15 protein-coding genes and 1 tRNA gene are annotated in these 22,477 nt (G+C 61.7%); 13 read left to right on the top strand and 3 right to left on the bottom strand.

Annotated features, from left to right (window positions below; genetic code table 11):
* The 10 genes from treZ to BLP82_RS00230 all read left to right on the top strand — a co-directional run bounded on the left by treZ (window position 1) and on the right by BLP82_RS00230 (window position 17,333).
* Window positions 1-1,803 (top strand): malto-oligosyltrehalose trehalohydrolase, encoded by a 1,803-nt coding sequence (gene treZ / locus BLP82_RS00280; protein WP_092164386.1) that lies wholly within the window; start codon window positions 1-3, stop codon window positions 1,801-1,803.
* Entirely contained in the window at window positions 1,800-3,878 is a 2,079-nt protein-coding gene (gene malQ, locus BLP82_RS00275; RefSeq protein WP_092164385.1) for a 4-alpha-glucanotransferase, read from the top strand. The genes treZ and malQ overlap by 4 nt, the downstream gene beginning before the upstream one ends.
* Window positions 3,875-6,661: a malto-oligosyltrehalose synthase gene (locus tag BLP82_RS00270; protein ID WP_092164384.1), complete on the top strand. Its 2,787-nt coding sequence runs from the start codon at window positions 3,875-3,877 to the stop codon at window positions 6,659-6,661. Before malQ ends, BLP82_RS00270 begins: the two co-directional genes overlap by 4 nt.
* Before the next feature lie 20 nt (window positions 6,662-6,681).
* Window positions 6,682-7,035 carry a DUF2934 domain-containing protein gene (locus BLP82_RS00265; protein WP_092164383.1) on the top strand — a complete coding sequence of 118 codons (354 nt, stop codon included), beginning with the start codon at window positions 6,682-6,684 and terminating at the stop codon, window positions 7,033-7,035.
* 228 nt (window positions 7,036-7,263) lie between these two features.
* Window positions 7,264-9,423, top strand: coding sequence for a glycogen debranching protein GlgX (gene glgX / locus BLP82_RS00260; RefSeq protein WP_092164381.1), 2,160 nt, complete (start codon window positions 7,264-7,266; stop codon window positions 9,421-9,423).
* Window positions 9,424-9,675: 252 nt separating this feature from the next.
* Complete coding sequence (locus BLP82_RS00255; RefSeq protein WP_092164379.1) at window positions 9,676-10,440, top strand: PIG-L deacetylase family protein; 765 nt, start codon at window positions 9,676-9,678, stop codon at window positions 10,438-10,440.
* A gap of 398 nt (window positions 10,441-10,838) precedes the next feature.
* A complete protein-coding gene (locus BLP82_RS00245) occupies window positions 10,839-11,603 on the top strand; it encodes an endonuclease/exonuclease/phosphatase family protein (protein ID WP_219738694.1) in 765 nt (254 codons plus the stop codon).
* A gap of 181 nt (window positions 11,604-11,784) precedes the next feature.
* Window positions 11,785-14,244: an autotransporter family protein gene (locus BLP82_RS00240; RefSeq protein WP_092164374.1), complete on the top strand. Its 2,460-nt coding sequence runs from the start codon at window positions 11,785-11,787 to the stop codon at window positions 14,242-14,244.
* A gap of 295 nt (window positions 14,245-14,539) precedes the next feature.
* Window positions 14,540-15,454, top strand: coding sequence for an autotransporter domain-containing protein (locus tag BLP82_RS00235; protein WP_092164372.1), 915 nt, complete (start codon window positions 14,540-14,542; stop codon window positions 15,452-15,454).
* 253 nt (window positions 15,455-15,707) lie between these two features.
* Entirely contained in the window at window positions 15,708-17,333 is a 1,626-nt protein-coding gene (locus BLP82_RS00230; protein WP_092164370.1) for an NADP-dependent glyceraldehyde-3-phosphate dehydrogenase, read from the top strand.
* A 15-nt stretch (window positions 17,334-17,348) separates the two neighbouring features.
* Here BLP82_RS00230 and BLP82_RS00225 read toward each other — a convergent pair whose 3' ends face one another.
* Window positions 17,349-18,242 (bottom strand): DMT family transporter, encoded by an 894-nt coding sequence (locus BLP82_RS00225; RefSeq protein WP_092164368.1) that lies wholly within the window; start codon window positions 18,240-18,242, stop codon window positions 17,349-17,351.
* Window positions 18,243-18,375: 133 nt separating this feature from the next.
* On the opposite strand from BLP82_RS00225, the gene BLP82_RS00220 reads away from it, so the two are divergent.
* Complete coding sequence (locus BLP82_RS00220; protein WP_092164367.1) at window positions 18,376-18,813, top strand: Lrp/AsnC family transcriptional regulator; 438 nt, start codon at window positions 18,376-18,378, stop codon at window positions 18,811-18,813.
* A 41-nt stretch (window positions 18,814-18,854) separates the two neighbouring features.
* Here BLP82_RS00220 and BLP82_RS00215 read toward each other — a convergent pair whose 3' ends face one another.
* The gene (locus tag BLP82_RS00215; RefSeq protein WP_092164365.1) at window positions 18,855-20,204 is read right to left on the bottom strand and encodes a hypothetical protein; all 1,350 of its coding nucleotides are present in this window, start codon (window positions 20,202-20,204) and stop codon (window positions 18,855-18,857) included.
* Window positions 20,205-20,586: 382 nt separating this feature from the next.
* On the bottom strand, window positions 20,587-21,258 hold the full coding sequence (locus BLP82_RS00210) for a Bax inhibitor-1/YccA family protein (protein WP_025213780.1): 672 nt from the start codon (window positions 21,256-21,258) through the stop codon (window positions 20,587-20,589).
* A 124-nt stretch (window positions 21,259-21,382) separates the two neighbouring features.
* Here BLP82_RS00210 and BLP82_RS00205 point away from each other — a divergent pair.
* A tRNA-Ser gene (locus BLP82_RS00205) sits at window positions 21,383-21,470 on the top strand.
* A gap of 124 nt (window positions 21,471-21,594) precedes the next feature.
* Complete coding sequence (locus BLP82_RS00200; protein WP_092164360.1) at window positions 21,595-22,449, top strand: prohibitin family protein; 855 nt, start codon at window positions 21,595-21,597, stop codon at window positions 22,447-22,449.
* Window positions 22,450-22,477: the final 28 nt, after the last annotated feature.

Below are 22,477 nucleotides of genomic sequence, written 5' to 3'. Positions count from 1 at the left end.
ATGACGTCAAGGACGCCTGAGACATGGACCCACGGGGCGGTCATGCTGGATGACGAGCACACCCGCTTCGCCCTCTGGGCCCCGGATGCCTTTTTTGTCAGTGTCGAACTCGACACTGGAGATTCAATACCGCTACTGCCCCAAGCCGACGGCTGGTTCATGATCCAGACCCGTTGCCCCGCCGGCACCCGCTACCGCTACAACATCGATGGCGAACTGGAGGTGCCGGACCCGGCCTCCCGCGCCCAGGCCGGCGACATCGACCGTCACAGCGTGGTGGTCGACCCCCATGCCTACCCCTGGCGACACACCCAATGGTGTGGCCGTCCCTGGCACGAAGCCGTGATCTACGAATTGCACGTGGGCGCCCTGGGCGGTTTCAACGGTGTCGAACAGCATTTGGCCCGCCTGGCCGGGCTGGGCGTCACCGCCATCGAGCTGATGCCGCTGGCGCAGTTTCCCGGCGATCGCAATTGGGGCTACGACGGGGTGTTGCCCTACGCGCCCCAAGCCTCCTACGGCACGCCTGAACAGCTCAAGCATCTGATCGACAGCGCCCACGGCCATGGGCTGTCCGTCATCCTGGATGTGGTCTACAACCACTTCGGCCCCGATGGCAACTACCTGCACCGCTATGCCAAGGGCTTCTTCCGCGAAGACAAGCACACGCCCTGGGGCGCGGCGATCGATTTCCGCCGCCGGGAAGTGCGGGACTTCTTCATCGACAATGCGCTCATGTGGCTGCTGGAATACCGCTTCGACGGCCTGCGCCTCGACGCAGTACACGCCATCGAAGCTCCGGACTTTCTCCAGGAACTGGCGGCCAGGGTGCGCGAACAGGTGGATCCGGCCCGGCATGTCTGGCTGACCGTGGAAAACGAACACAACCAGGCCAGCCTGCTGGAACAGGGCTACGACGCCCAGTGGAACGACGACGGCCACAATGCCTTGCATGTGCTGTTGACTGGCGAGACCGACGCCTACTACGCCGACTATGCCGAGCAGCCGACGGAACAACTGGCACGTTGCCTGAGCCAGGGTTTCGTCTTTCAGGGCCACACCAATCGTCACGGCGAATCCCGGGGCGAACCCAGCGGTCACCTGCCACCGAGCGCATTCGTGCTGTTCCTGCAGAACCATGACCAGGTCGGCAACCGTGCCCTGGGCGAACGCCTGCATCAGCTCGCCCCGTCCCAGGCCTTGCAAGCGGCGACAGTCTTGTTGCTGTTGTCACCGATGATCCCGCTGCTGTTCATGGGCGATGAGGTGGCCGCCGAACAACCGTTCCTGTTCTTTACCAGTCATCACGGCGAACTGGCAGAACTCGTGCGCGAAGGCCGACGCAACGAGTTCAAGGCGTTCAGTGCCTTTGCCGATCCGCAGAAACGCGAGCGGATTCCCGACCCCAACGCGGCCAGCACCTTCGAGGTTTCACGTCCAAGCCTGGAATCGCAACGCGTGGAGCAGCAGGCCAGCGAGGCGCTGTATCGCCAACTGCTGAAAATCCGCCGTGAAGAGATCGTCCCGCGCCTGCCCGGTGCCCAGGCCCTTGGAGCCGATGTGTTGGGCCATGGTGCTGTCAGCGCACGCTGGCGACTGGGCGATGGCAGTGTGTTGCGCATCGACCTGAACCTTGGCGAGCAGCCCGTCGCACACCATGCCCCGGAAGAGGTACGCATTCTTTTCGAACATCCGCCGCAGGTCGTGGGTCTGTTGCAACAGGGCGTCCTTGCGCCCTACAGCGCGCTGGTCAGTCTGACGCAGGCGACAACCTTGCCCAACATCACTGGAGAGCGCCTATGAGCGATGTGCAACTGGAAATCCTCGCCAGCCAAGCTGGCCTGGCGGTGGATTGGATCGATGCCAATGGCCGGGCCCAGAAAGTCTCGGCGGCGGTCTTGCGCTCAGTCCTCACAGGCCTGGGCCACCCAGCTGGAAGTGCCCAGGAAATCGACGCCAGCCTGCTGCAGTTGCAGAAAGATCAACAGAACCATCAACTGCCACCGCTGATCACCGCCGATGTCGGGGTCAGCCTGGACTTGAGCCGCTACTTCGAGGCCGGGACCCCCTGCGAAATCAAACTCGAAGACGGCGCGACACTGAATCTGAACCTCGATGCCGACGGCAAGCTGCCGGGCATGGTCCCGGTGGGTTATCAGCACGTCCACATCCGGGACCAGCATTTCACCCTGGCCGTCGCACCCGCCCGCTGCTACAGCGTGGCCGATGCGGTGGACGACCCGACGCCCCGGACCTGGGGCCTGAGCGCGCAGCTGTATGCCCTGCGACGCCCTGGGGACGGCGGTTTCGGTGATACCCAGGCCCTGGAGGAACTGGTGCGGGTGGCCGGCGAACGCGGCGCCGAGGCCGTTGCCATCAGCCCGATGCACGCGATGTTCAGCAGCGACACCGGGCGCTACAGCCCTTACTCGCCGTCCAGCCGACTGTTTCTAAACAGCCTGTACGCCGCCCCCGGCACCATCCTCGGTGAACGCGCCCTGCGCACCGCCATCGACGCTACCGGCTTGACCAACCAACTGCGCAACCTGGAAGAGCAGCCGCTGATCGACTGGCCAGTCGCCGCCCAGGCCAAGCAGAAAATCCTCCGCGCCCTGTACGACGGGTTCAGCCAGGGCGCGCATCCGCTGCATGAAGACTTCAGCAGTTTCCGCCACACCAGCGGCGAGGCCCTGGAAAATCATTGCCGCTTCGAGGCCTTGCAGGCTGAACGCGCCGCCCGTGGCGAAAGCCTCGACTGGCGGCAGTGGCCGGAAGAATGGCGCGATCCGCGCAGCGCGGTCCTGGCCCATTTCGCCGAAGAAAATGCCGACGAAATCGGTTTCTACGCCTTTTGCCAATGGTTGATCGCCCGCTGCCTGGAACGCGCCCAGAGCGCAGCCAAATCCAGCGGCATGGGCATCGGCCTGATCGCCGACCTGGCGGTAGGTGCCGATGGCGCCGGCAGCCAGGCCTGGAGCCGGCAGGACGAACTGCTCGCATCGTTGACCGTAGGCGCACCGCCGGACATTCTCAATCGCTCCGGCCAAGGCTGGGGCATTTCGGCGTTCTCCCCGGAAGGCCTGGTGCGCAACGGCTTTCGCGCCTTCATTGAAATGCTGCGGGCCAACTTTGCCCACGCCGGTGGCTTGCGCATCGATCATGTCATGGGTTTGCAACGGCTCTGGGTGATTCCCAACGACGCCCCACCCAGCGACGGGGCCTACCTTTATTACCCGGTGGATGACCTGTTGCGCCTGCTGGCACTGGAATCCCATCGGCACCAGGCCATCGTGTTGGGCGAAGACCTCGGTACCGTGCCGGATGGTTTGCGGGACAAACTCAGCGCCCGCTCGATCCTCGGCATGCGCGTGCTGTTGTTCGAACAGGACAACACCTACTTCAAACCCATCCTCGACTGGCCGGACAATGCCCTGGCCACCACCAGCACCCATGATTTGCCAACGCTCAACGGCTGGTGGCACGGTCACGACATTGACTGGAACGCCCGGCTGGACCTGATCGACTCCCACACCGAAATGGACTGGCGCAAACACCGCGAGCGCGAACGCGAAGGCCTGCGCCAAGTGTTGAATCAGGATCCGCAGAATTTTCGCGAAGAACACCGCGAGACCGACCAGGTACTGGATGCCAGCGTACGTTTCCTCGGCCACACCCGCGCACCACTGGTGTTGTTGCCGCTCGAAGATGCCCTGGGCATCGAGGAGCAGGCCAACCTGCCCGGCACCATCGACACCCATCCCAATTGGCGCCGCCGCCTGGCCCAGCAGAGCCAGGCGCTGCTGGATCACCCGGACGCCGCCCGGCGTCTGGAAATACTCGCCTGCGCGCGACTTCAGGCGAACGAGCGTGACCGATGAAACAGCCATTGATCCAACCACTGCGGGCAACATTGCGCCTGCAGTTCCATAAAGGTTTCACCCTGGACGACGCCATACCCCAGGTGCCGTACTTCGCCGCGCTGGGCATCAGCCACATTTATGCCTCTCCGCTGCTCAAGGCCCGGGCCGGTTCCATGCACGGCTACGACGTGGTCGATCCGACCCTGGTCAACCCCGAGCTGGGTGGCGAAGCCGCGCTCAGGCGTCTGGTTGCAGTCTTGCGCGAGCACCGGATGGGCTTGATCCTCGACATCGTCTCCAATCACATGGCCGTCGGCGGCAATGACAATCCCTGGTGGCTGGATCTGTTGGAATGGGGTCGACTCAGCCCCTACGGCGAGTTCTTCGACATCCAGTGGCATTCCCCCGACCCGCTGATGGAAGGCCAGTTGTTGCTGCCGTTCCTGGGCAGCGACTACGGCGTGGCCTTGCAGGAAGGCACCTTGCGACTGCGCTTGGATGCCGCCCACGGCAGCTTCTACGTCGAGCACTATGAACACCGCTTCCCGATTTGCCCGATGCACTACGGCGAACTGCTCAAACCCGCCGAAACCCTGCCCGTCGAACAGGCCGAATCGCTCAAGACCCTGGCTGAGCGCTTCACCACGCTGAATTACCAGACCGACGCCCACACCCTCGCCCGCCCGCTGCAAACGGAGTTGCGGGACCTGGCGACGCACGCCGGCATCCTGGCCGTCATCGAGGACAACCTGGCCGGCTACGACGCTACCCAGCCCCAGGGTTTCGAACGCCTGCATCAGTTGCTGGAGCGCCAGAGCTACCGGCTCGCCAGCTGGCGCACCGCGGCGGACGACATCAATTGGCGGCGTTTTTTCGATGTCAATGAATTGGGCGGGCTGCGGGTCGAACGTCCGGCGGTATTCGAAGCCACCCATGCCAAGATCTTCGAATTGATCGGCGAAGGGTTGGTGGATGGGCTGCGGATCGATCACATCGACGGTCTTGCCGATCCTCGTGGTTACTGCCGCAAATTGCGCCGACGCGTGAATTCGCTGTCGCCGACCCGTCACCTGCCGATTTTCGTCGAGAAGATCCTCGGCGATGGCGAGACATTGCGGCGGGACTGGAACATCGACGGCAGTACCGGTTACGAGTTCATGAACCAGGTCTCGCTGTTGCAGCATGACCCGGCCGGTGCCGGCCCCCTTGCCGAATTCTGGAGCCGGCACAGTGAGCGGCCGGCGCACTTCATCGAAGAAGCCCGCCTGGCTCGCCAGCAGATACTCAATGGTTCCTTGGCCGGGGATTTCGAAAGCGTTGCCCAGGCCCTGCTGCAAGTGGCCCGGGACGATGTGATGACCCGCGACCTGACCCTGGGCGCGATTCGGCGGGCCTTGCAGGAATTGATCGTGCATTTCCCGGTGTATCGCACCTACATCACGCCGTTGGGTCGCTCTGCTGAAGACCAGGTGTTTTTCAACCAGGCCCTGGAAGGCGCCCGGCAAACCCTCAGCGAAGCCGACTGGCCGGTGCTCGACTGCCTGGCTGGCTGGCTCGGTGGTATGCCTTGGCGGCAACGCCCCCGCGGCAGCCAGCGCAAACGCCTGCGCCACGCCTGCGTACGCTTCCAGCAACTGACCTCGCCGGCCGCCGCCAAGGCCGTGGAGGACACCGCCCTCTATCGCTCGGCGGTGCTGCTGTCGCGCAACGACGTGGGCTATGACACCGAGCGTTTCAGCGCCCCGGCGCAGGCGTTCCATCAGGTGTGCACCGAACGCCTCGAGCATTTTCCCGACAACCTGATGACCACCGCCACCCATGACCACAAGCGCGGCGAAGACACCCGCGCCAGGCTGGCCGTGCTCAGCGAGCGCGCCGACTGGTACGCCGCCTGCGTGGAACAATGGCGCATCCTCTCGCCTTCGCTGCACAGCGACCCCGCGGCGCCCTCGGCCGGTGATGAACTGATCCTGTACCAGGCGTTGCTCGGAAGCTGGCCGCTGGACCTCGACCTCCAGGACCACCAGGCGCTGGCCGCCTACAACGAGCGCCTGTGGCAATGGCAACGCAAGGCCTTGCGCGAAGCCAAGTTGCAAAGCAGCTGGGCGGCGGTCAACGACGCTTATGAGCAAGCCACCCAGATGTTCCTCGAACGCCTGCTGCTGGGCGATGAGGGGCTGCCCTTGCGCAGCGCCATCGCCGAAGCGGTCCAGGCCGTCGCGCCGGCGGGCGCCCTCAACAGTCTGGCGCAAACTTTGCTGCGCATGACCGTACCCGGCGTACCGGACCTGTACCAAGGCAACGAGTTCTGGGACTTCAGCCTGGTGGACCCGGACAACCGCCGCCCGGTGGATTTCCAGGCACGCCGCGCAGCGATGCAGGCCGACAACACCCCAGCCGCGTTGGTACGCGATTGGCGTGACGGCCGGATCAAACAGGCATTGATCGCCCGGACGCTGGCCGTGCGAGCCGAGTATCCGCAGTTGTGGCGCCAGGGCCGCTATCAACCGCTGCAAGTGCTCGGCGAGCAGGCCCATCGGGTAATGGCCTTCATGCGTGAGGATTCGCAACAACGGGCGATCGTTGTCGTACCTGTCCATGCGGCGCATTTGCTGGAAAACAGTGCCGTGCCGCTGGTGCCTGCGTCGGATTGGGGCGATACCCGCGTATCGTTACCGTTCGCCGCCAAGGATGAAAAACTGAAGGGACTTTTTTCAAGCGCAACAGTCACACCCCAAAGGGAGCTGCTGATCAGCACCGCGCTGGGGAATTTCCCGGTCAATGTCTTTATCCAACCTTGAGTTGAATCAGGAGCACTGCGATGAGTACCGACGATAAACGCATTCGCGAATTCGCCTATCAGATCTGGGAGTCCGAAGGTAAGCCTGCTGGGCAGGAAAAACGCCATTGGGAGATGGCGCGCAAACTGGCTGAAGCCGAAGCGCTGGCGCCCAGCAAGCCCCCCAAGGCGGCGAGTAAATCGGCGGCCAGCAAGACCGATGGCGCCAAGCCTGCTGCAACCAAGGCAACCCCGGCCAAGACCGCCGCGAAAAGCACCACGCCCAAGGTCAAGCCAGCGGCCAAGCCTTCCGCGGCGACCGCAGCGATCGTGCCCCCGGCGAACAAAGCCGCTGACAAAAAACCTCGGGCACCGCGCAAGCCGCCGGCGGTTTGATTCGTCCTACCGGTCTCCTCGTCAGGTGGGAGCAAGGCTTGGTCGCGAAACAAGTGCCTCGATGTCCGGAGGACCCCATCGCTTCGTCGCGGGCAAACCTTGCTCTCACAGAGAAGCAACTTTGTCACACGGAACGGGATGAATCCCCTCGCCACAGGTGAAGGGTGATGCCATCCCTTTCAAGTGAACCGCATCGCTGTATCTGTCTGTTTTTTTGCAGGAGCAACTATGACCCGTCCAAACAAAACCACGCCGCCGCCCGTTATCGAGGCTTCGCGGATTCGTGAAGGGCTGCCTTTTCCACTGGGTGCAACCTGGGATGGCCTCGGGGTCAATTTCGCGCTGTTTTCAGCCAATGCCACCAAGGTCGAACTGTGCATTTTCGATGATACCGGCGAAGTCGAACTCGAACGCATCGAGCTGCCGGAGTACACCGATGAGATTTACCACGGTTATCTGCCCGATGCCCACCCGGGATTGATCTATGGCTACCGGGTCTATGGTCCCTATGATCCGGCGAACGGCCATCGCTTCAATCCGAACAAACTGCTGATCGACCCCTACGCCAAGCAACTGGTCGGTCAATTGAAGTGGTCCGAAGCCCTGTTCGGCTACACCATCGGTCACCCCGACGGCGACCTCAGTTTCGATGAGCGCGACAGCGCCCCGTTCGTTCCCAAGTGCAAAGTCATCGACCCCGCGCACACCTGGGGCCACGACCAGCGCGTCAGCGTGCCTTGGGACAAGACCATCCTGTATGAAACCCACGTGCGCGGCCTCACCATGCGTCACCCGTCGGTGCCCGAGAACCTGCGCGGTACGTTCGGCGGGCTGATGGTCGACGATGTGCTGGAGCATATCCGCAAGCTGGGTGTCTCTTCGGTGGAACTGCTGCCCATCCATGCCTTCGTCAATGACCAGCACTTGCTGCACAAAGGCATGACCAATTACTGGGGCTACAACAGCATTGCCTTCTTCGCGCCCGACCCGCGCTACCTGGCCAGCGGCAAGATCGCCGAGTTCAAGGAGATGGTCGCCCACCTGCACGAGGCCAACCTGGAAGTCATCCTCGACGTGGTCTACAACCACACCGCCGAGGGCAACGAACAGGGCCCCACCCTGTCCATGCGCGGCATCGATAACGCCTCCTACTACCGGCTGATGCCCGATGACAAGCGCTACTACATCAACGACTCCGGGACCGGCAACACCCTGGACCTGAGCCATCCCTGCGTGCTGCAGATGGTCACCGACTCCCTGCGCTACTGGGCCACGGAAATGCACGTCGATGGCTTCCGCTTCGACCTGGCGACCATTCTCGGCCGTTACCATGACGGTTTCGACGAACGCCACAGCTTCCTCGTCGCCTGCCGCCAGGATCCGGTACTGCGCCAGGTGAAAATGATCGCCGAGCCTTGGGACTGTGGCCCCGGGGGTTACCAGGTGGGACACTTCCCGCCGGGTTGGGTCGAGTGGAACGACAAGTTCCGCGACACGGTACGCGCCTTCTGGAAGGGGGATGACGGCCAACTCGCCGATTTTGCCAGCCGAATGACCGCCTCGGGCGAGATGTTCAACCAGCGTGGCCGGCGGCCGTATGCTTCGGTGAACTTCGTCACTGCCCACGACGGTTTCACCTTGCATGACCTGGTGTCGTACAACGACAAGCACAACGAAGCCAACGACGAGAACAATCAGGACGGCAGCAATAACAACCTGTCCTGGAACCATGGCGTCGAAGGCCCGACGGATGATCCGCAAATCAACGCGTTGCGTCATCGGCAGATGCGCAACTTCTTCGCCACCCTGCTGTTGGCCCAAGGCACGCCGATGATCGTCGCCGGCGACGAGTTTGCCCGTACCCAGCACGGCAACAACAACGCCTATTGCCAGGACAGCGAGATTGGCTGGGTCAACTGGGACCTGAGCGAGGATGGCGCGACGCTGCTCAAGTTCGTCAAGCGCCTGATCAAATTGCGCCTGACCTACCCGATCCTGCGACGCGGACGCTTCCTGGTGGGTAATTACAACGAGGACATCGGCGTCAAGGACGTGACGTGGCTGGCCCCGGACGGCAGCGAAATGACCATCGAACAATGGCAGGACAGCCATGGTCGCTGCCTCGGCATGCTGATGGATGGCCGCGCCCAGGAAACCGGTATTCGGCGCAAAGGGGGCGATGCGACGCTGCTGCTGGTGGTCAACGCCCATCATGACATCGTCAATTTCCGCTTGCCGGAAGTCCCGGAGGGCAGTTTCTGGACCTGCATGGTCGACACCAACCAGCCAACCGTTCGTGGGCAGGAGCGCTTCGATTTCGATTCCGAATACTCGGTCACCGGGCGCTCGCTGCTGCTGTTCGAGCTGCAACGCGAAGAAGAGGATTGAAATACCTTCTGTAAACAGCCATAAGGAACCGCAAGGACGCGGTTTTTTTATTCCACACCGTCCAGATTCAAGAAAAAAATGCAGCTCAGATGCACATGTCACGAGACGGATCGGCTGACATGGTCAATACTTCCCCCTGCGGTAGTCTCCAGGATTCGGAGCGCTGTGAATCGCAGTCATGCCCCATCGGTGCCATCGGACAGTAGGCCCGGTGCATGGCTGAAAGATTGAATACATACAAGGATGTCGCTTATGAAGCCCGCCTCTCGCCTGCCTGGCCGGCAGTACCCGCAAATCTGGAACAGTGCCGCGCAACTGGCCGATATTCCGATCATCAGTACCCAGACCCTCATTCCCGCCGGCGCTCGCGCCGTCATCCTTGCCCCGCACCCGGGCGATGAGGTCGGGGCCTGTGGCGGATTGCTGCAATTGCTGAACAACCTGGACCAGCCCATGTTGCTGATCTCGGTCACCGATGGCGCCCTGGTCCACCCCGGCTCACCGCTGTGGCACGACGAACGCCTGCGTGCCCACCGCCCTCACCCCCAGGAAAGCGTCGACGCCCTGCATCGCCTGGGCATCGCCGCCCATGGCCTGCAATGGGTGCGCGGTGGTTTTCCGGAAAAAAGCCTGGCCGAACACGAAACCGAACTGGCCACGTTTATTGCCCGTCACCTGCAACCCGGTGACGTGGTGTTCAGCACCTGGCGCCAGGACGGCGACAGCGACCATGACACCGTCGGACGCGCCGGGGCCCTGGCCGCCGACAGGATCGGAGTGGCGTTCAACGAGCTGCCGGTATGGGCCTGGCACTGGCCGGTCCGCGAGCAGAATAAGATCCCCTGGCACCGGGCCCGCAAACTGCGTCTCGACGTCTGGACCACCGCCCGCAAACGTCACGCCATGCACGCCTACGTCAGCCAACTCGCCGGCGAACCGGCGAGCGGCATCGCCCCGCTGTTGCCCAGGGTCATCCTTGACCGGATGGGCTTGCCCTATGAGATAGTCTTCATCTGAACGCCTGCCTGTAGAAACTGGACTTGTTCGCGATGGCGGTGGTTCAGATACACCGCTATCGCGAGCAAGCTCGCTCCCACATTGGATCTTTGGGAATGCAACCTCTGCGTGCGCCCCCCTGTGGGAGCGGGCTTGCTCGCGAAGGCGGTGGTACATTCAGTGATGATGTTGGATGTACCGACGTCTTCGCGAGCAAGCCCGCTCCCACAATGGATCGATGGTGTACGCAACATCTGGGCACACCGCCAAAAACTGTGAAGCGAGCGTGCTTGCGATAGCGATCGGCGGGGACACGAAAAATCCGGAACTGCCGGTGTCTTGGATCAGTCGCATGAACAAGTACGTCTGATTCAGGAGTGAACGTGACTCAAGATCCCGATTGGCGAGCCGTCGAACCAATGCCATCGGACGCGCCTGCGGCGGTTCATCGGCTGCGGGTCCTGACGGTCAACACTCATAAGGGCTTCACCGCCCTCAACCGGCGCTTCATCCTGCCCGAATTGCGCGAAGCGGTGCGCAGTACCGGCGCCGATCTGGTGTTCCTGCAAGAAGTGCTCGGCGAACATGACCGCCACGCGTCACGCTACGACAACTGGCCCCAGACGTCCCAGTACGAATTCCTCGCCGACAGCATGTGGAGCGACTTCGCCTATGGCCGTAATGCGGTCTACCCCGATGGCCACCATGGCAACGCCTTGCTTTCCAAGTACCCGATCCGCCAGTTCCGCAATCTCGATGTGTCCATCACCGGCCCCGAGCGGCGCGGGTTGTTGCATTGCGTGCTGGACGTGCCTGGCCACGCCGCGGTCCACGGGATCTGCGTGCATTTGAGCCTGTTGGAAAGCCATCGCCAGCTACAGCTCAAACTGCTCTGCCAATTGCTCGATTCGCTGCCCGAGGACGCCCCGGTGATCATTGCCGGTGACTTCAATGACTGGCAACTGCGCGGCAACCTCGCCCTCGCCCGCCGAGGTTACTTGCACGAGGCCTTCGAGCACCACCTGGGCCGCCCCGCCCGGACCTATCCGGCCCGCTTCCCGCTGTTGCGCCTGGACCGCATCTACCTGCGCAACGCCAGCAGTCATTCCCCGCAAATACTGGGCAACAAACCCTGGACCCACCTGAGCGATCATCTGCCGCTTTCGGTGGAAGTGCATTTGTAGCGCGGGTCTTCCCTGACGCTTTCTGCCCGTGGACCTGTAAGTTCTGACAGTAGCGACGCCCTTCATTCGTTGCTAGCGTGCCATTCCATACAGCGAGCGTTGCCAGGCCCTGTGTGCCATCTGTTGTGCAACCGATGCTGAAACCGGTATCCATGGGGATGCCGATGCAGAGGTATAGCACATGATTCGGCACGATAAAGGATTCAATCGGCTGTTCAACGCCTTGTGGGTATCGGCTCCCTTCCTGTTACCCGCACCCGCCGCCATGGCAGCCTGCACGCTGGCGCCAACCGCCGGCAATGACACCTATGTCTGCGACAGCGGCACCAGCCCCGGGCTGACGGACCTTTCGGGCAACAACAGCCTGACCATGCCCGCCAACGGCAGCGGCGTCATTACCGGCGACGTCACGTTCGGCACCGGCGTCGACACCATCGAGATCAACGCCAACGGCGTGATTGACGGTGATGTCGAGCAAGGCTCGGAAGCCGACTCTTTCGTCATGAACGGCGGCAGGATCCTCTCCCTGGCCCAAGGCGACGGCCTCGATGATTTCCTGATGACCGGTGGCACCATCGTCGACGCGTTCGAAGACGGCGACATCGCCAAGATGACGGGCGGTACCATCGGCCGGGTCGACATGAAGCTCGATGACAACGTTTTCGATATGTCCGGCGGCAATATCATCGGCAACCTGGTGACCGGTTTCGGCCAGGACACCATCATCCTCTCCGCGGGACGCATCGGCGGCAATGTCAGTGTCAGCGGCGGCAACGACAGCATTACCGTCAGCGGCGGCGAAATCCTCGGTGAGGTCCGGGCCAGTGCCGGCGATGACCAGTTTCAGTGGAGCGGCGGCCTCATTCACTCGACCATCCTGATGGGTGACGGCAACGACACGGCGCTGTTGAGCAACCTCGATGAAGCCGGACTGAGCATCACCCCCAGCGTGAATGGCGGATTGGGCCAAGACATCCTGACCTTTGAAGGCAGCACCTCCGGCACCGGCGCCCGCTACCTCAATTGGGAAACGGTCAACCTCACCCAGGGCGCGCAACTGGACCTTAATGACACGTTGACGCTGGGTGACAGCGCCACCGGCACCGGGACGCTCAACATCGAGAGCGGCAGCACGCTGACGGCAACCCAAGGCGTCATCGCCCCTTTTACTGCCGGTCAACTGGCGACGCTCAACAATGCCGGCACGATAGACCTCACCCAGGGCAACACCCGCACCAACGACACGCTTACCGTCCAGGGCAATTACGTTGGCAACAATGGCCAGTTGCATGTGCAAACGGCAGTCGGCGCCGATGGCTCCGCCAGCGATAAGCTGGTGGTCAATGGCGGGACGCTCACCGGCAATACCGCCATCACAGTCACGAACCTGGGCGGCACGGGCGCACTGACGACTCAGGATGGCATCGAAGTGGTCCAGGCCCAGGGAGGCGCGGTCAGTAACATCGATGCCTTTTCCCTGGCGCAGTCCGTCTCGGCCGGCGCGTTCGATTACCGCCTGTTCAAAGGCGGCGTGACCGGTAATCAAAACAACTGGTACCTGCGCTCCACCGTAGTCGCCGGACCGGTAGCGGCGCCCATCCCGACGACGCCTCCCGCGCCGGGCGCGCCCCCCGTCCCGACGCTACCGCCCCTGCCAACCGCAGTGCCCGGTGCGGCCCCCATCCCGTTGTATCGCCCGGAAGTGCCGACCTGGTCGGTGCTGCCTCCGGCGGCGGCGCAATTGACGCTGATGGCCCTCGGTACGTTCCATGACCGTCAGGGTGACCAGCGCCTGCTCACGGAAACCGGCGCGTTCGGCGCGGGTTGGGGTCGGGTCTATGGCGTAGACCTGGATAAAACCTGGGCCGGTACGGTGACCCCACAGTTCGATGGGTCGATCAAGGGGTTCCAGGTGGGCAACGATTTGTACAGCTCGCTTCTGTCCGGCGGCCAGACCCAGCGCATTGGCTTCTTCGTCGGGCACACGGAATTGAACGGCGACGTCAAAGGCTTCAACCTGGGCTTCGAAGACCGGCATGCGGGCAAGATCGAACTCGACGGCGACAGCTACGGGCTCTACTGGACCCTCACCGACCCCAACGGAGGGTACGTCGACGCCGTGGTGATGGGCACGCGATTGAACGGCGACAACCGTTCCGAGCGCGGCCTGAAAATCGACAATCGCGGGCACGCCTTGACCGCTTCGGCGGAGACCGGCTACCCCTTCAAGGTGACCACTGACTGGGACTTTGAACCCCAGGCCCAGATCATCTACCAAAAGGTCTCCCTGGATACACAAAACGATGGGGTCTCCAAGGTCGAATTCGATTCCGACGGTGCCTGGACCGGCCGCCTCGGTGCACGCCTCAAGGGCCGCTACCAGATCAGCGGCATGCCCGTGGAACCGTACCTGCGCGCCAATCTCTGGCATACGTTTTCCGGCACCGATTCGGTGATATTCGACGACACCGAACGGGTCGAGACCCAGCAGCGCGCCTCCACCGGCGACCTCGGGATTGGCGTCACCGTGAGCCTGGCGCCCACCGTCGCCCTGTACGCCGGCGCGAACTACAGCCAAAACCTCGACAGCAACCAGCAACACAGTGTCATGGGCAACGTCGGTTTGCGGATCAGTTGGTAGGCAGGGTCTACGACAGAGGCTTGACGCCCGAACATCCATCATAATAACCAATTGAAATCAGCGCTTTATTAGCGCTGATTTCACCATGCCATTCATCGTTCATTTTCTTGACGCACCGCCATCAGTCTTCTTGACTACACCATACTACCCCCGGAAATACAGTCAGGGGCAGGCCTCTGGAACCCGTCACGACGGGCCGCCAGAGGCTTGCCCCAATCCATTCGGTCGCCCCTCATTCGGGGTAGGAGAGACGCCAGAAAAGCGAGAAACGCATGCGATTGCAAGGCAGGCCCCCATGAAAACTTCCCTCCGTCCACAAGAATTCACCACCACTTTCCATACCGTCTCGACATCGTTGCTGCTGCTTTCATCCATGGAGGTCCAGGCCTGGCCTGCCGAGGAGACCGTGCAGCCCTGGTACGACCGAACATCATCCACCCACCTCGATACCGCACTTGTTGGAAGTGAACCTCCTTCCGGCAAAAGCCCCGCCCTGTTCACATTGCGCAACGGCGACGGTCATACCCAGCGCATGGGGCTGATCAGTGGGCAACACCAGATCACTTCAACCGGCGGCGGCCTGCTGGTGATGCCCGCGCTGGCCGACCCGGACAAAGATGCCCTCATTCTGAAAGGTTCGAGCCTCGGCGCCTATTGGAGCCTGACCGGTCCCGCGGGCTGGCACGTCGACCTGAGTGCCAGCGGTGGCCGGGTCAATGGCTACAGCCGCACCGAACAAGGCCAGCGCCAGGCCACCGAAGGCCATGCGGTGACGCTGTCGGTCGAAGGTGGCTTCCCTATTGGCATCAGCACCCACTGGGTGGTCGAACCCCAGGCGCAACTGATCAATCAGCGCGTCACCCTCGATACGCCAAATGCCGAAAGCGGCTCCGGCGATGAATTGAGCAGTTGGAGCGGCCGCGTTGGTGCACGCCTCAAAGGTAACTACCAGGTCAACGGCCTCGGTGTGGAGCCTTACCTGCGAACCAACCTGTGGCACACCGTCCAGGATGCCAGCACGGTGTCCCTGGATAAGGTCGACAAGATCAGCAGCAGCCGAAAATCCTCCACCGTCGAAGTCGGCCTGGGCCTGGTGGCCCGTGTCACGCCGGCGGTCAGCCTGTATGTCAGCGCCGATTACAGCAGTGACGTCGACGACAACGATCTCAACGGCATCATTACCAGCATGGGAGTGCGGATGCGCTGGTGATCCCGGAGCTGTGTAGGAGCTGTGTAGGAGCTGTCGAGTGCAACGAGGCTGCGATCTTTTGATCTTTCGCTTGAGACTCAAGTGTCTAGGGAAAGATCGCAGCCTCGCTTCGCTCGGCAGCTCCTACAACGTCGTCCGGCGCAAGCGATCTGCCGCCACTTAAAAAACACCTCCATTAAGGCGTATAACGCTAAAAGCATTTCATGCCTGCAAGCCGTTCGCCCATGGCTCATTTCATTGATGGAGTAACGACATGACCACAGCCCCCTTCCTCGCCAACCTGTTCCCCGGTGCCGCCGACATCCCCGACGCCTACCGCCTCGAAGGTCGGATCGAGCAGCGCGAATACCTGGTCGACGGCGTCCTGCAAACCTGGCAAGGGCCGCTGGCCGTCGTCCGCAGCCCCGTCTACCTGACCGGCGAGTTGGGTGATGAACAAGTGATTCTCGGCAGCACGCCCCTGCTGGATGCCGAGACCGCCCTCACCGCCCTGGACGCCGCCGTCCGGGCTTACGATCGCGGCCAGGGCCAGTGGCCGACGATGCGCGTCGCCGAGCGCATCCGCCATGTGGAAACCTTTCTGGCGCGCATGCGCGAGCAGCGCGAGGCCGTGGTCAAGTTGCTGATGTGGGAGATCGGCAAGAACCTCAAGGACTCCCAGAAGGAATTCGACCGCACCTGCGATTACATCGTCGACACCATCAATGCCCTCAAGGAACTGGACCGCCGCTCCAGCCGGTTCGAGCTGGAACAGGACACCCTCGGGCAGATCCGCCGCGTTCCCCTGGGCGTGGCCTTGTGCATGGGGCCCTACAACTATCCGCTGAACGAAACCTTCACAACGCTGATTCCGGCCTTGATCATGGGCAACACCGTCGTGTTCAAGCCGGCCAAGCTCGGTGTGCTGCTGGTACGGCCGCTGCTCGAAGCCTTCCGCGACAGCTTCCCGGCGGGGGTGATCAACGTGATCTACGGCAGCGGCCGGGAAACCGTCAGCGCGCTGATGGCCAGCGGCAAGATCGACATCTTTGCCTTCATCGGCACCAACAAGGCCGCCAGCGACCTGAAGAAACTCCACCCGCGCCCGCACCGCTTGCGTGCCGCCCTGGGGCTGGATGCGAAGAATCCCGGGCTGGTGCTGCCGGATGTGGACCTGGACAACGCGGTCAGCGAGGCGCTGACCGGCTCGCTGTCCTTCAACGGCCAACGCTGCACGGCGCTGAAAATCCTGTTTGTCCATGAAGACGTGGCACCGGCATTCATCGAGAAATTCAACGCCAAGCTGGCCGGCCTGAAACCCGGCATGCCGTGGGAAGCCGGTGTGGCGCTGACGCCCTTGCCCGAGGCGGGCAAGGTCGACTACCTGCATTCACTGGTCGCCGATGCGGTCGCCAAGGGTGCGGAGGTGAAGAATGTCCACGGTGGCGAGTCGCGCCACTCATTCTTCTATCCGGCGGTGCTGTACCCGGTGAACACGGCGATGCGGGTCTACCACGAAGAACAGTTCGGCCCGGTCGTGCCCATCGTGCCGTACCGCGACCTCAATACTGTGGTCGATTACGTGCTGGAGTCCGATTTCGGCCAGCAGCTCAGCATTTTCGGCACCGACCCGGCACAAGTCGGCAAGTTGGTGGACACCTTCGCCAACCAGGTCGGCCGCATCAACATCAACGCCCAGTGCCAGCGTGGCCCGGACACCTTCCCGTTCAATGGCCGGAAGAACTCGGCCGAGGGCACCTTGTCGGTCCACGATGCGCTGCGCACCTTTTCCATCCGCACACTCGTGGCGACCAAGTTCCAGGAGAGCAACAAGGCGTTGATCAGCGACATCATCCGTGAGCGGGATTCCAACTTCCTGACCACGGACTACATCTTCTGATCCACGCCCGGAGGGCTACGACAGGGCTGGACGACGCCACTTGATGCCCCAGCCCTGTTGCATGCCGGCAGCCGCCAGCAGGATCGCCGCCACCCCCAGCCATTGCAGCGGTTCGAGGCGATGGCCGAAGGCGAACCAGTCGACGAAGATCGCCGCGATCGGATAGATGAACGACAAAGCCCCGGTCAACGCGGTGGGCAACCGCTGGATCGCGCTGTACAGCAGCACATACATCACGCCGGTGTGCACCATGCCCAGGGTCAACAGGCTGGCCCAGGCCTGGGCGTGTTGTGGTAACGCCGAGAAGTTCGCCCAGGGCGCCAACAGCAACACGCCGGTGCTGACCTGGATCAGGGCGATCAGATGGGGTGGCGTGCCCGTCAGGCGCTTGATGATCAACGCCGCGACGGCGTACAGCAACGCCGCCCCCAACGCCAACGCAATGCCCAGCAGATAGTCACCGCCACCCTGCCCTTGCTCACCATGGGCACTGACGATGGCCAGCATTCCGAGAAACGACACCACCAGCCAGAACAGTTTTTGCGCAGTGATTTTCTCCCCGAGGAACAACGCCGCCAGGCCTACCAACATGAACGGCTGGACGTTGTACACCGCCGTGCCGATGGCGATCGAAGCACGGGAGTAAGAGGCAAATAACAACACCCAATTACCGACGATCGCCACACCACTGAGCACCGCCAGCAGGAAGGTGATCCGGGTGAGGATGCCGGGCCGCAAAAAGCCGAACCCGGCGCAGATCAGCAACAAAGTCACGGCACCGAACACGCAGCGCCAGAACACCACATCCAGCACCGGCAAGCCGGAAACCAGCACGAACCAACCAATGGTTCCGGAGATCAGCATGGCGGCAGTCATTTCCAGCGAACCGCGGCGTAAGGTCTTGTCCATCTTCAGGCTCCTTCAGCAAGTGGGCACAGTATGCCGAGCCGACCCGAACCTTCTCCATGGCTTGAAAAAGGCTAAACTGCGTTTCGACCTTTTTTATCAAGGCAACTTCACGCATTCGCCTAATGGAGCTGAAATGACTGACGACATTGACCAGGTCCTCATCAGTGCCCTGATGGAAGACTCCCGACGCTCCCTCAAGGCCCTGGCAAACCTAAGCGGCCTGTCCTCCCCCAGTGTCGCCGAACGTCTTCGCCGGCTCGAGGAACGCGGCGTGCTCAAGGGCTACACCGTCGAAGTGGACCCCAAATGCTTCGGCTATCAACTCCAGGCCATCGTGCGCATCCGCCCGCTACCGGGGCAGTTGCAGGAAGTGGAGCGGCAGATCCAGGCCATCGCTGAATTCACCGAATGCGACAAGGTCACCGGCGACGACTGCTTCATCGCGCGCCTGCATGTGCGCTCGATGGAACAGCTGGATACCTTGCTGGACAAGCTCAATGTCCATGCCGAGACCAATACGGCCATCGTCAAGAAGACCCCGGTCAAGCGGCGGTTGCCGCCGATGGCGTGAGTGGAAACCGGCCTCGGGTCGCCCGAGGCCGGGAAAGTGTGTTATTCGAGCTCTTCCAACTCGGGACTGCGCTGCACTTTGTGCACTTGTTCCTCTGGCGCGTTGCTTGCTTTGATCAACTTGAGCGTCTGGAGCTTGGTGCAGGCATTGACGCCATCGGCATAGACGCCGCTGTGGTTGCACTTCCAGTCATAGAAATTGGCCAGGGCTGCGGACAGTTGCAGGCTGTAGTCCGTGCTTTGCGTGCCCGGGCTGAACGGTTGACCGGCCGGAATGTTCTGGAACCATTGCATCCAGACATCGCCCCCCACAGGTGGCGGGTTGGCCTGGAACGTCGGGTTCATGATCGCCAATTGCTGGTACTCGGCGGTCATGTGGCAACTCAGGCAGGACGCCTGGGGGTTGTCCACCGGTCCATTGAGTCGTCCGTTCCAACCCAGGTGGGTCGGTGGCAGTTCCTGGGTGTTGGCATTGATCGCGGTCTGTTTCAGGGCCGGGTTGATCTTGGTGACCACCGGCTTGGGGTTGGTAAAGTCGTTGCCGGTTACCTTCGGATCATTGCCCCACATGATCCCCACCGGCACCAGATTGTTCCAGTTCGCCTTGCCGGTCTTGGCGCCGTTGTATTGGAACGTGCCGAACAGCCAGCCGGTATCGCTCACGCGGGTGTCGCGCACGGCAATGTCCATCTGAATCAACGCCACCTTGGTGACTGACCGTTTTGTCGAGGTGAAGGTTTCGGTGGTGTAAGCGTTCCAGAGCAATGGGTTCGCCAGGAACGGCACCGTCTTGACGTCTATATCGGCGAACAGCGCCTTGCAGACCACCGTGCCGTTGGCAAAACTCTTGGGTTTGGAGGTATAGCTTGGATCTGGATTATCCGGGTCTTTCCAGACCTGGCCGATGGTGTAGGCCCCTATGTCGTTATAGATCCCCACCGCGTAGGTCTGCCCGCTGTCGGTCTGTGTACTTGCCAATTGCCCGGGCTGAATCGGTGCCTCCTTGGTCAGCCCGCTGATGCCTTCACGACCGTTGGGGCCGTAATGCTGCCAAGGCATGTGATACCACGGGCGAATCCTGTTCTTCTGTACCTTCCAGCCAATTTCAGTATTGCCTTCCAAGCAATATTTTTTCACTTCCTCCATGTACGGACGCCAGGTTTCAAAGTCATTGGAGAATGTCTTGGGCAAATGCTGGAAGAATGCCGGTACCGACGATGCGCCCGGGGCCACCTTCGGATAATCCTGGCTGAGCTGGAACGGCGCTCCGGAGTATGCACTCTTGGGCGGGGCGTAGCCGAAATCGGGGAAGACTCCGGCATGGACGCTTGCGGTGGACAATGCCCCCGTCAGGGCCAGCCACGCGATGATCTTTCCTTGAGGCTGCTTCATCGATATCTCCTTATAGGGAAGCGCCTGCTATTGCATCGACTTCCTGGCCGATGTACAGGGCCTCCTTCTGTTATCAGGCTGCAGCACGATGCCCAAGCCTGCTCACGGTCCTGCGGAGTCGCCTTGATAGCCTCCCAATCCCAACAAACGGCCACGACCAGACCGGGCTCGGTGGCCGAATACGTAATGGGGGAAAATTCAGGTAGGTAACCCAGCGATCCACTTCTTGCCTCCCATGGCAATACGCTTCCATTTCCTAGGTGTAGATCATTTATTCAAAGGTGCCATCTGTTTCAGAATTTTTGTTGGCCATTGGCCACAACTCGAAACGCGGGCGAAAAAAAGCCCGCCGAAGCGGGCTTTTCGTTCATCGCGGATGCAATCAGTCGTCACGACCCATCAGGCCGAACAGCTGCAGCAGGCTGACGAACAGGTTGTAAATCGATACATACAGGCTGACAGTCGCCATGATGTAGTTACGCTCGCCGCCGTGGATGATGGCGCTGGTCTGATACAGGATGCAGACCGACGAGAACAGCACGAAGCCGGCGCTGATCGCCAGTTGCAGGCCGCTGATCTGGAAGAAGAAGCTGGCCAGCACGGCCCCCATCAGGACGAAGAAACCTGCGGTGATGAAACCGCCGAGGAAACTCATGTCCTTGCGGGAAATCAGCACGTAGGCCGACAGGCCACCGAATACCAGGGCGGTCATTGCAAAGGCCGAGCTGACCACTTCGGCGCCGCCCTGCATTTGCAGGTAGCGATTGAGGATCGGGCCGAGCAGGAAGCCCATGAAGCCGGTCAGGGCGAAAGCCGACACCAGGCCCCAGGCCGAATCACGGAGTTTGTTGGTGAGGAAGAAAAGACCATAGAAACCGATCAGCACGACGAAGATATTCGGGTAACCCACCCGCATCTGTTGTGCGACGTAGGCCATCACACCGCTGAAAGCGAGTGTGAGTGCCAGCAGGCCATAAGTGTTGCGCAGGACGCGGCTAACCTCTAGCTGCTCAGCCTGCACGCTGTTGTTCACTGCGTAATCCTGTTCGCGCATGGCGACACTCCTCCGGTTTTGAAACATTCAGTGGCAAGGATCATAACAGACGCTCTGTAACAAGCTACGTAGAGAGTTTGACAGTGTGTTTCATTCGGGTATTATGGCGCCCGCAACGCAATACGGAGGTGTGGCCGAGTGGTTTAAGGCAACGGTCTTGAAAACCGTCGACTGTAACAGGTCCATGAGTTCGAATCCCATCGCCTCCGCCATCTTCTAACGTTAAAGCCCTGATTATTCAGGGCTTTTTCGTGTCTGGCATTCAGAATGCCTATTGCAGCTTCAGCATTGGACATCGCTATGGCAAACCCCGCCCCGCCGCTCAAGGAAAGAAAAGTGACCAGCAAAACCATCGGCTCCATCGGTGCTGCAATCATCGGCATCGTCTTGTTGTGCGTACTGTTCGGCAGTTGGTACACGGTCGACGAGACCGAGCGCGGCGTGCTGCTGCGCAACGGGGCGCTGGTCGGGGTGGTGGAACCGGGATTGTCCTTCAAGACGCCCTTCATCGAATCCGTACGCATGATCAGCGTCCAGAGCCAAGTCACCGCCTACGAAGACCTGCAGGCCTACAGCAAGGATCAACAATCCGCCCAGCTCAAGGTGTCCGTGTCCTGGCATATCGCCCCTTCCGATGTGGCGAAGGTCTATACCCAGTTCAAGGACCTTGAAGGCATCCGCGACCGGATGATCAGCCGCCAGGTGCCGACCCAGGTGGAAAACGTCTTTGGCAAGTTCAACGCCGTGGCTGCCGTGCAGAACCGCGTCCAACTGGTCAACGATATTTCCACGGCCATCAAGGCCACCATTACCGGGCCGGTGATCATCGACAGCGTCCAGGTCGAAAACATCGATTTCAGTGATGCCTACGAAAAAGCCATCGAAGCGCGCATGGCCGCTGAAGTCCAGGTCAAGACCCGCGAACAACAACTCGCCACCGAGCAGGTCCAGGCGCAGATCCGGGTGACCCAGGCCCAGGCGGAAGCCGATTCGCAAGTGGCACAGGCCAAGGCAGACGCGCTGGCCACCGAACTGCGCGGCAAAGCCGAAGCCGAAGCCATCAAGGCGCGGGCCCAGGCCCTGGCCAGCAACCAGAACCTGGTGGAACTGACCAAGGCCGAACGCTGGAATGGCGTGCTGCCCACCACCGTGCTGCCGAACAGCGCCCTGCCCTTTATCGACATCAAGTAACCCCCAGGCGCGGCCTCCCTGGCCGCGC

It is taken from the genome of Pseudomonas sp. NFACC37-1, assembly GCF_900101575.1.
Taxonomy (GTDB): Bacteria; Pseudomonadota; Gammaproteobacteria; order Pseudomonadales; family Pseudomonadaceae; genus Aquipseudomonas; species Aquipseudomonas fluorescens_AA.
This window is presented reverse-complemented; position numbering and strand designations above follow the sequence as displayed.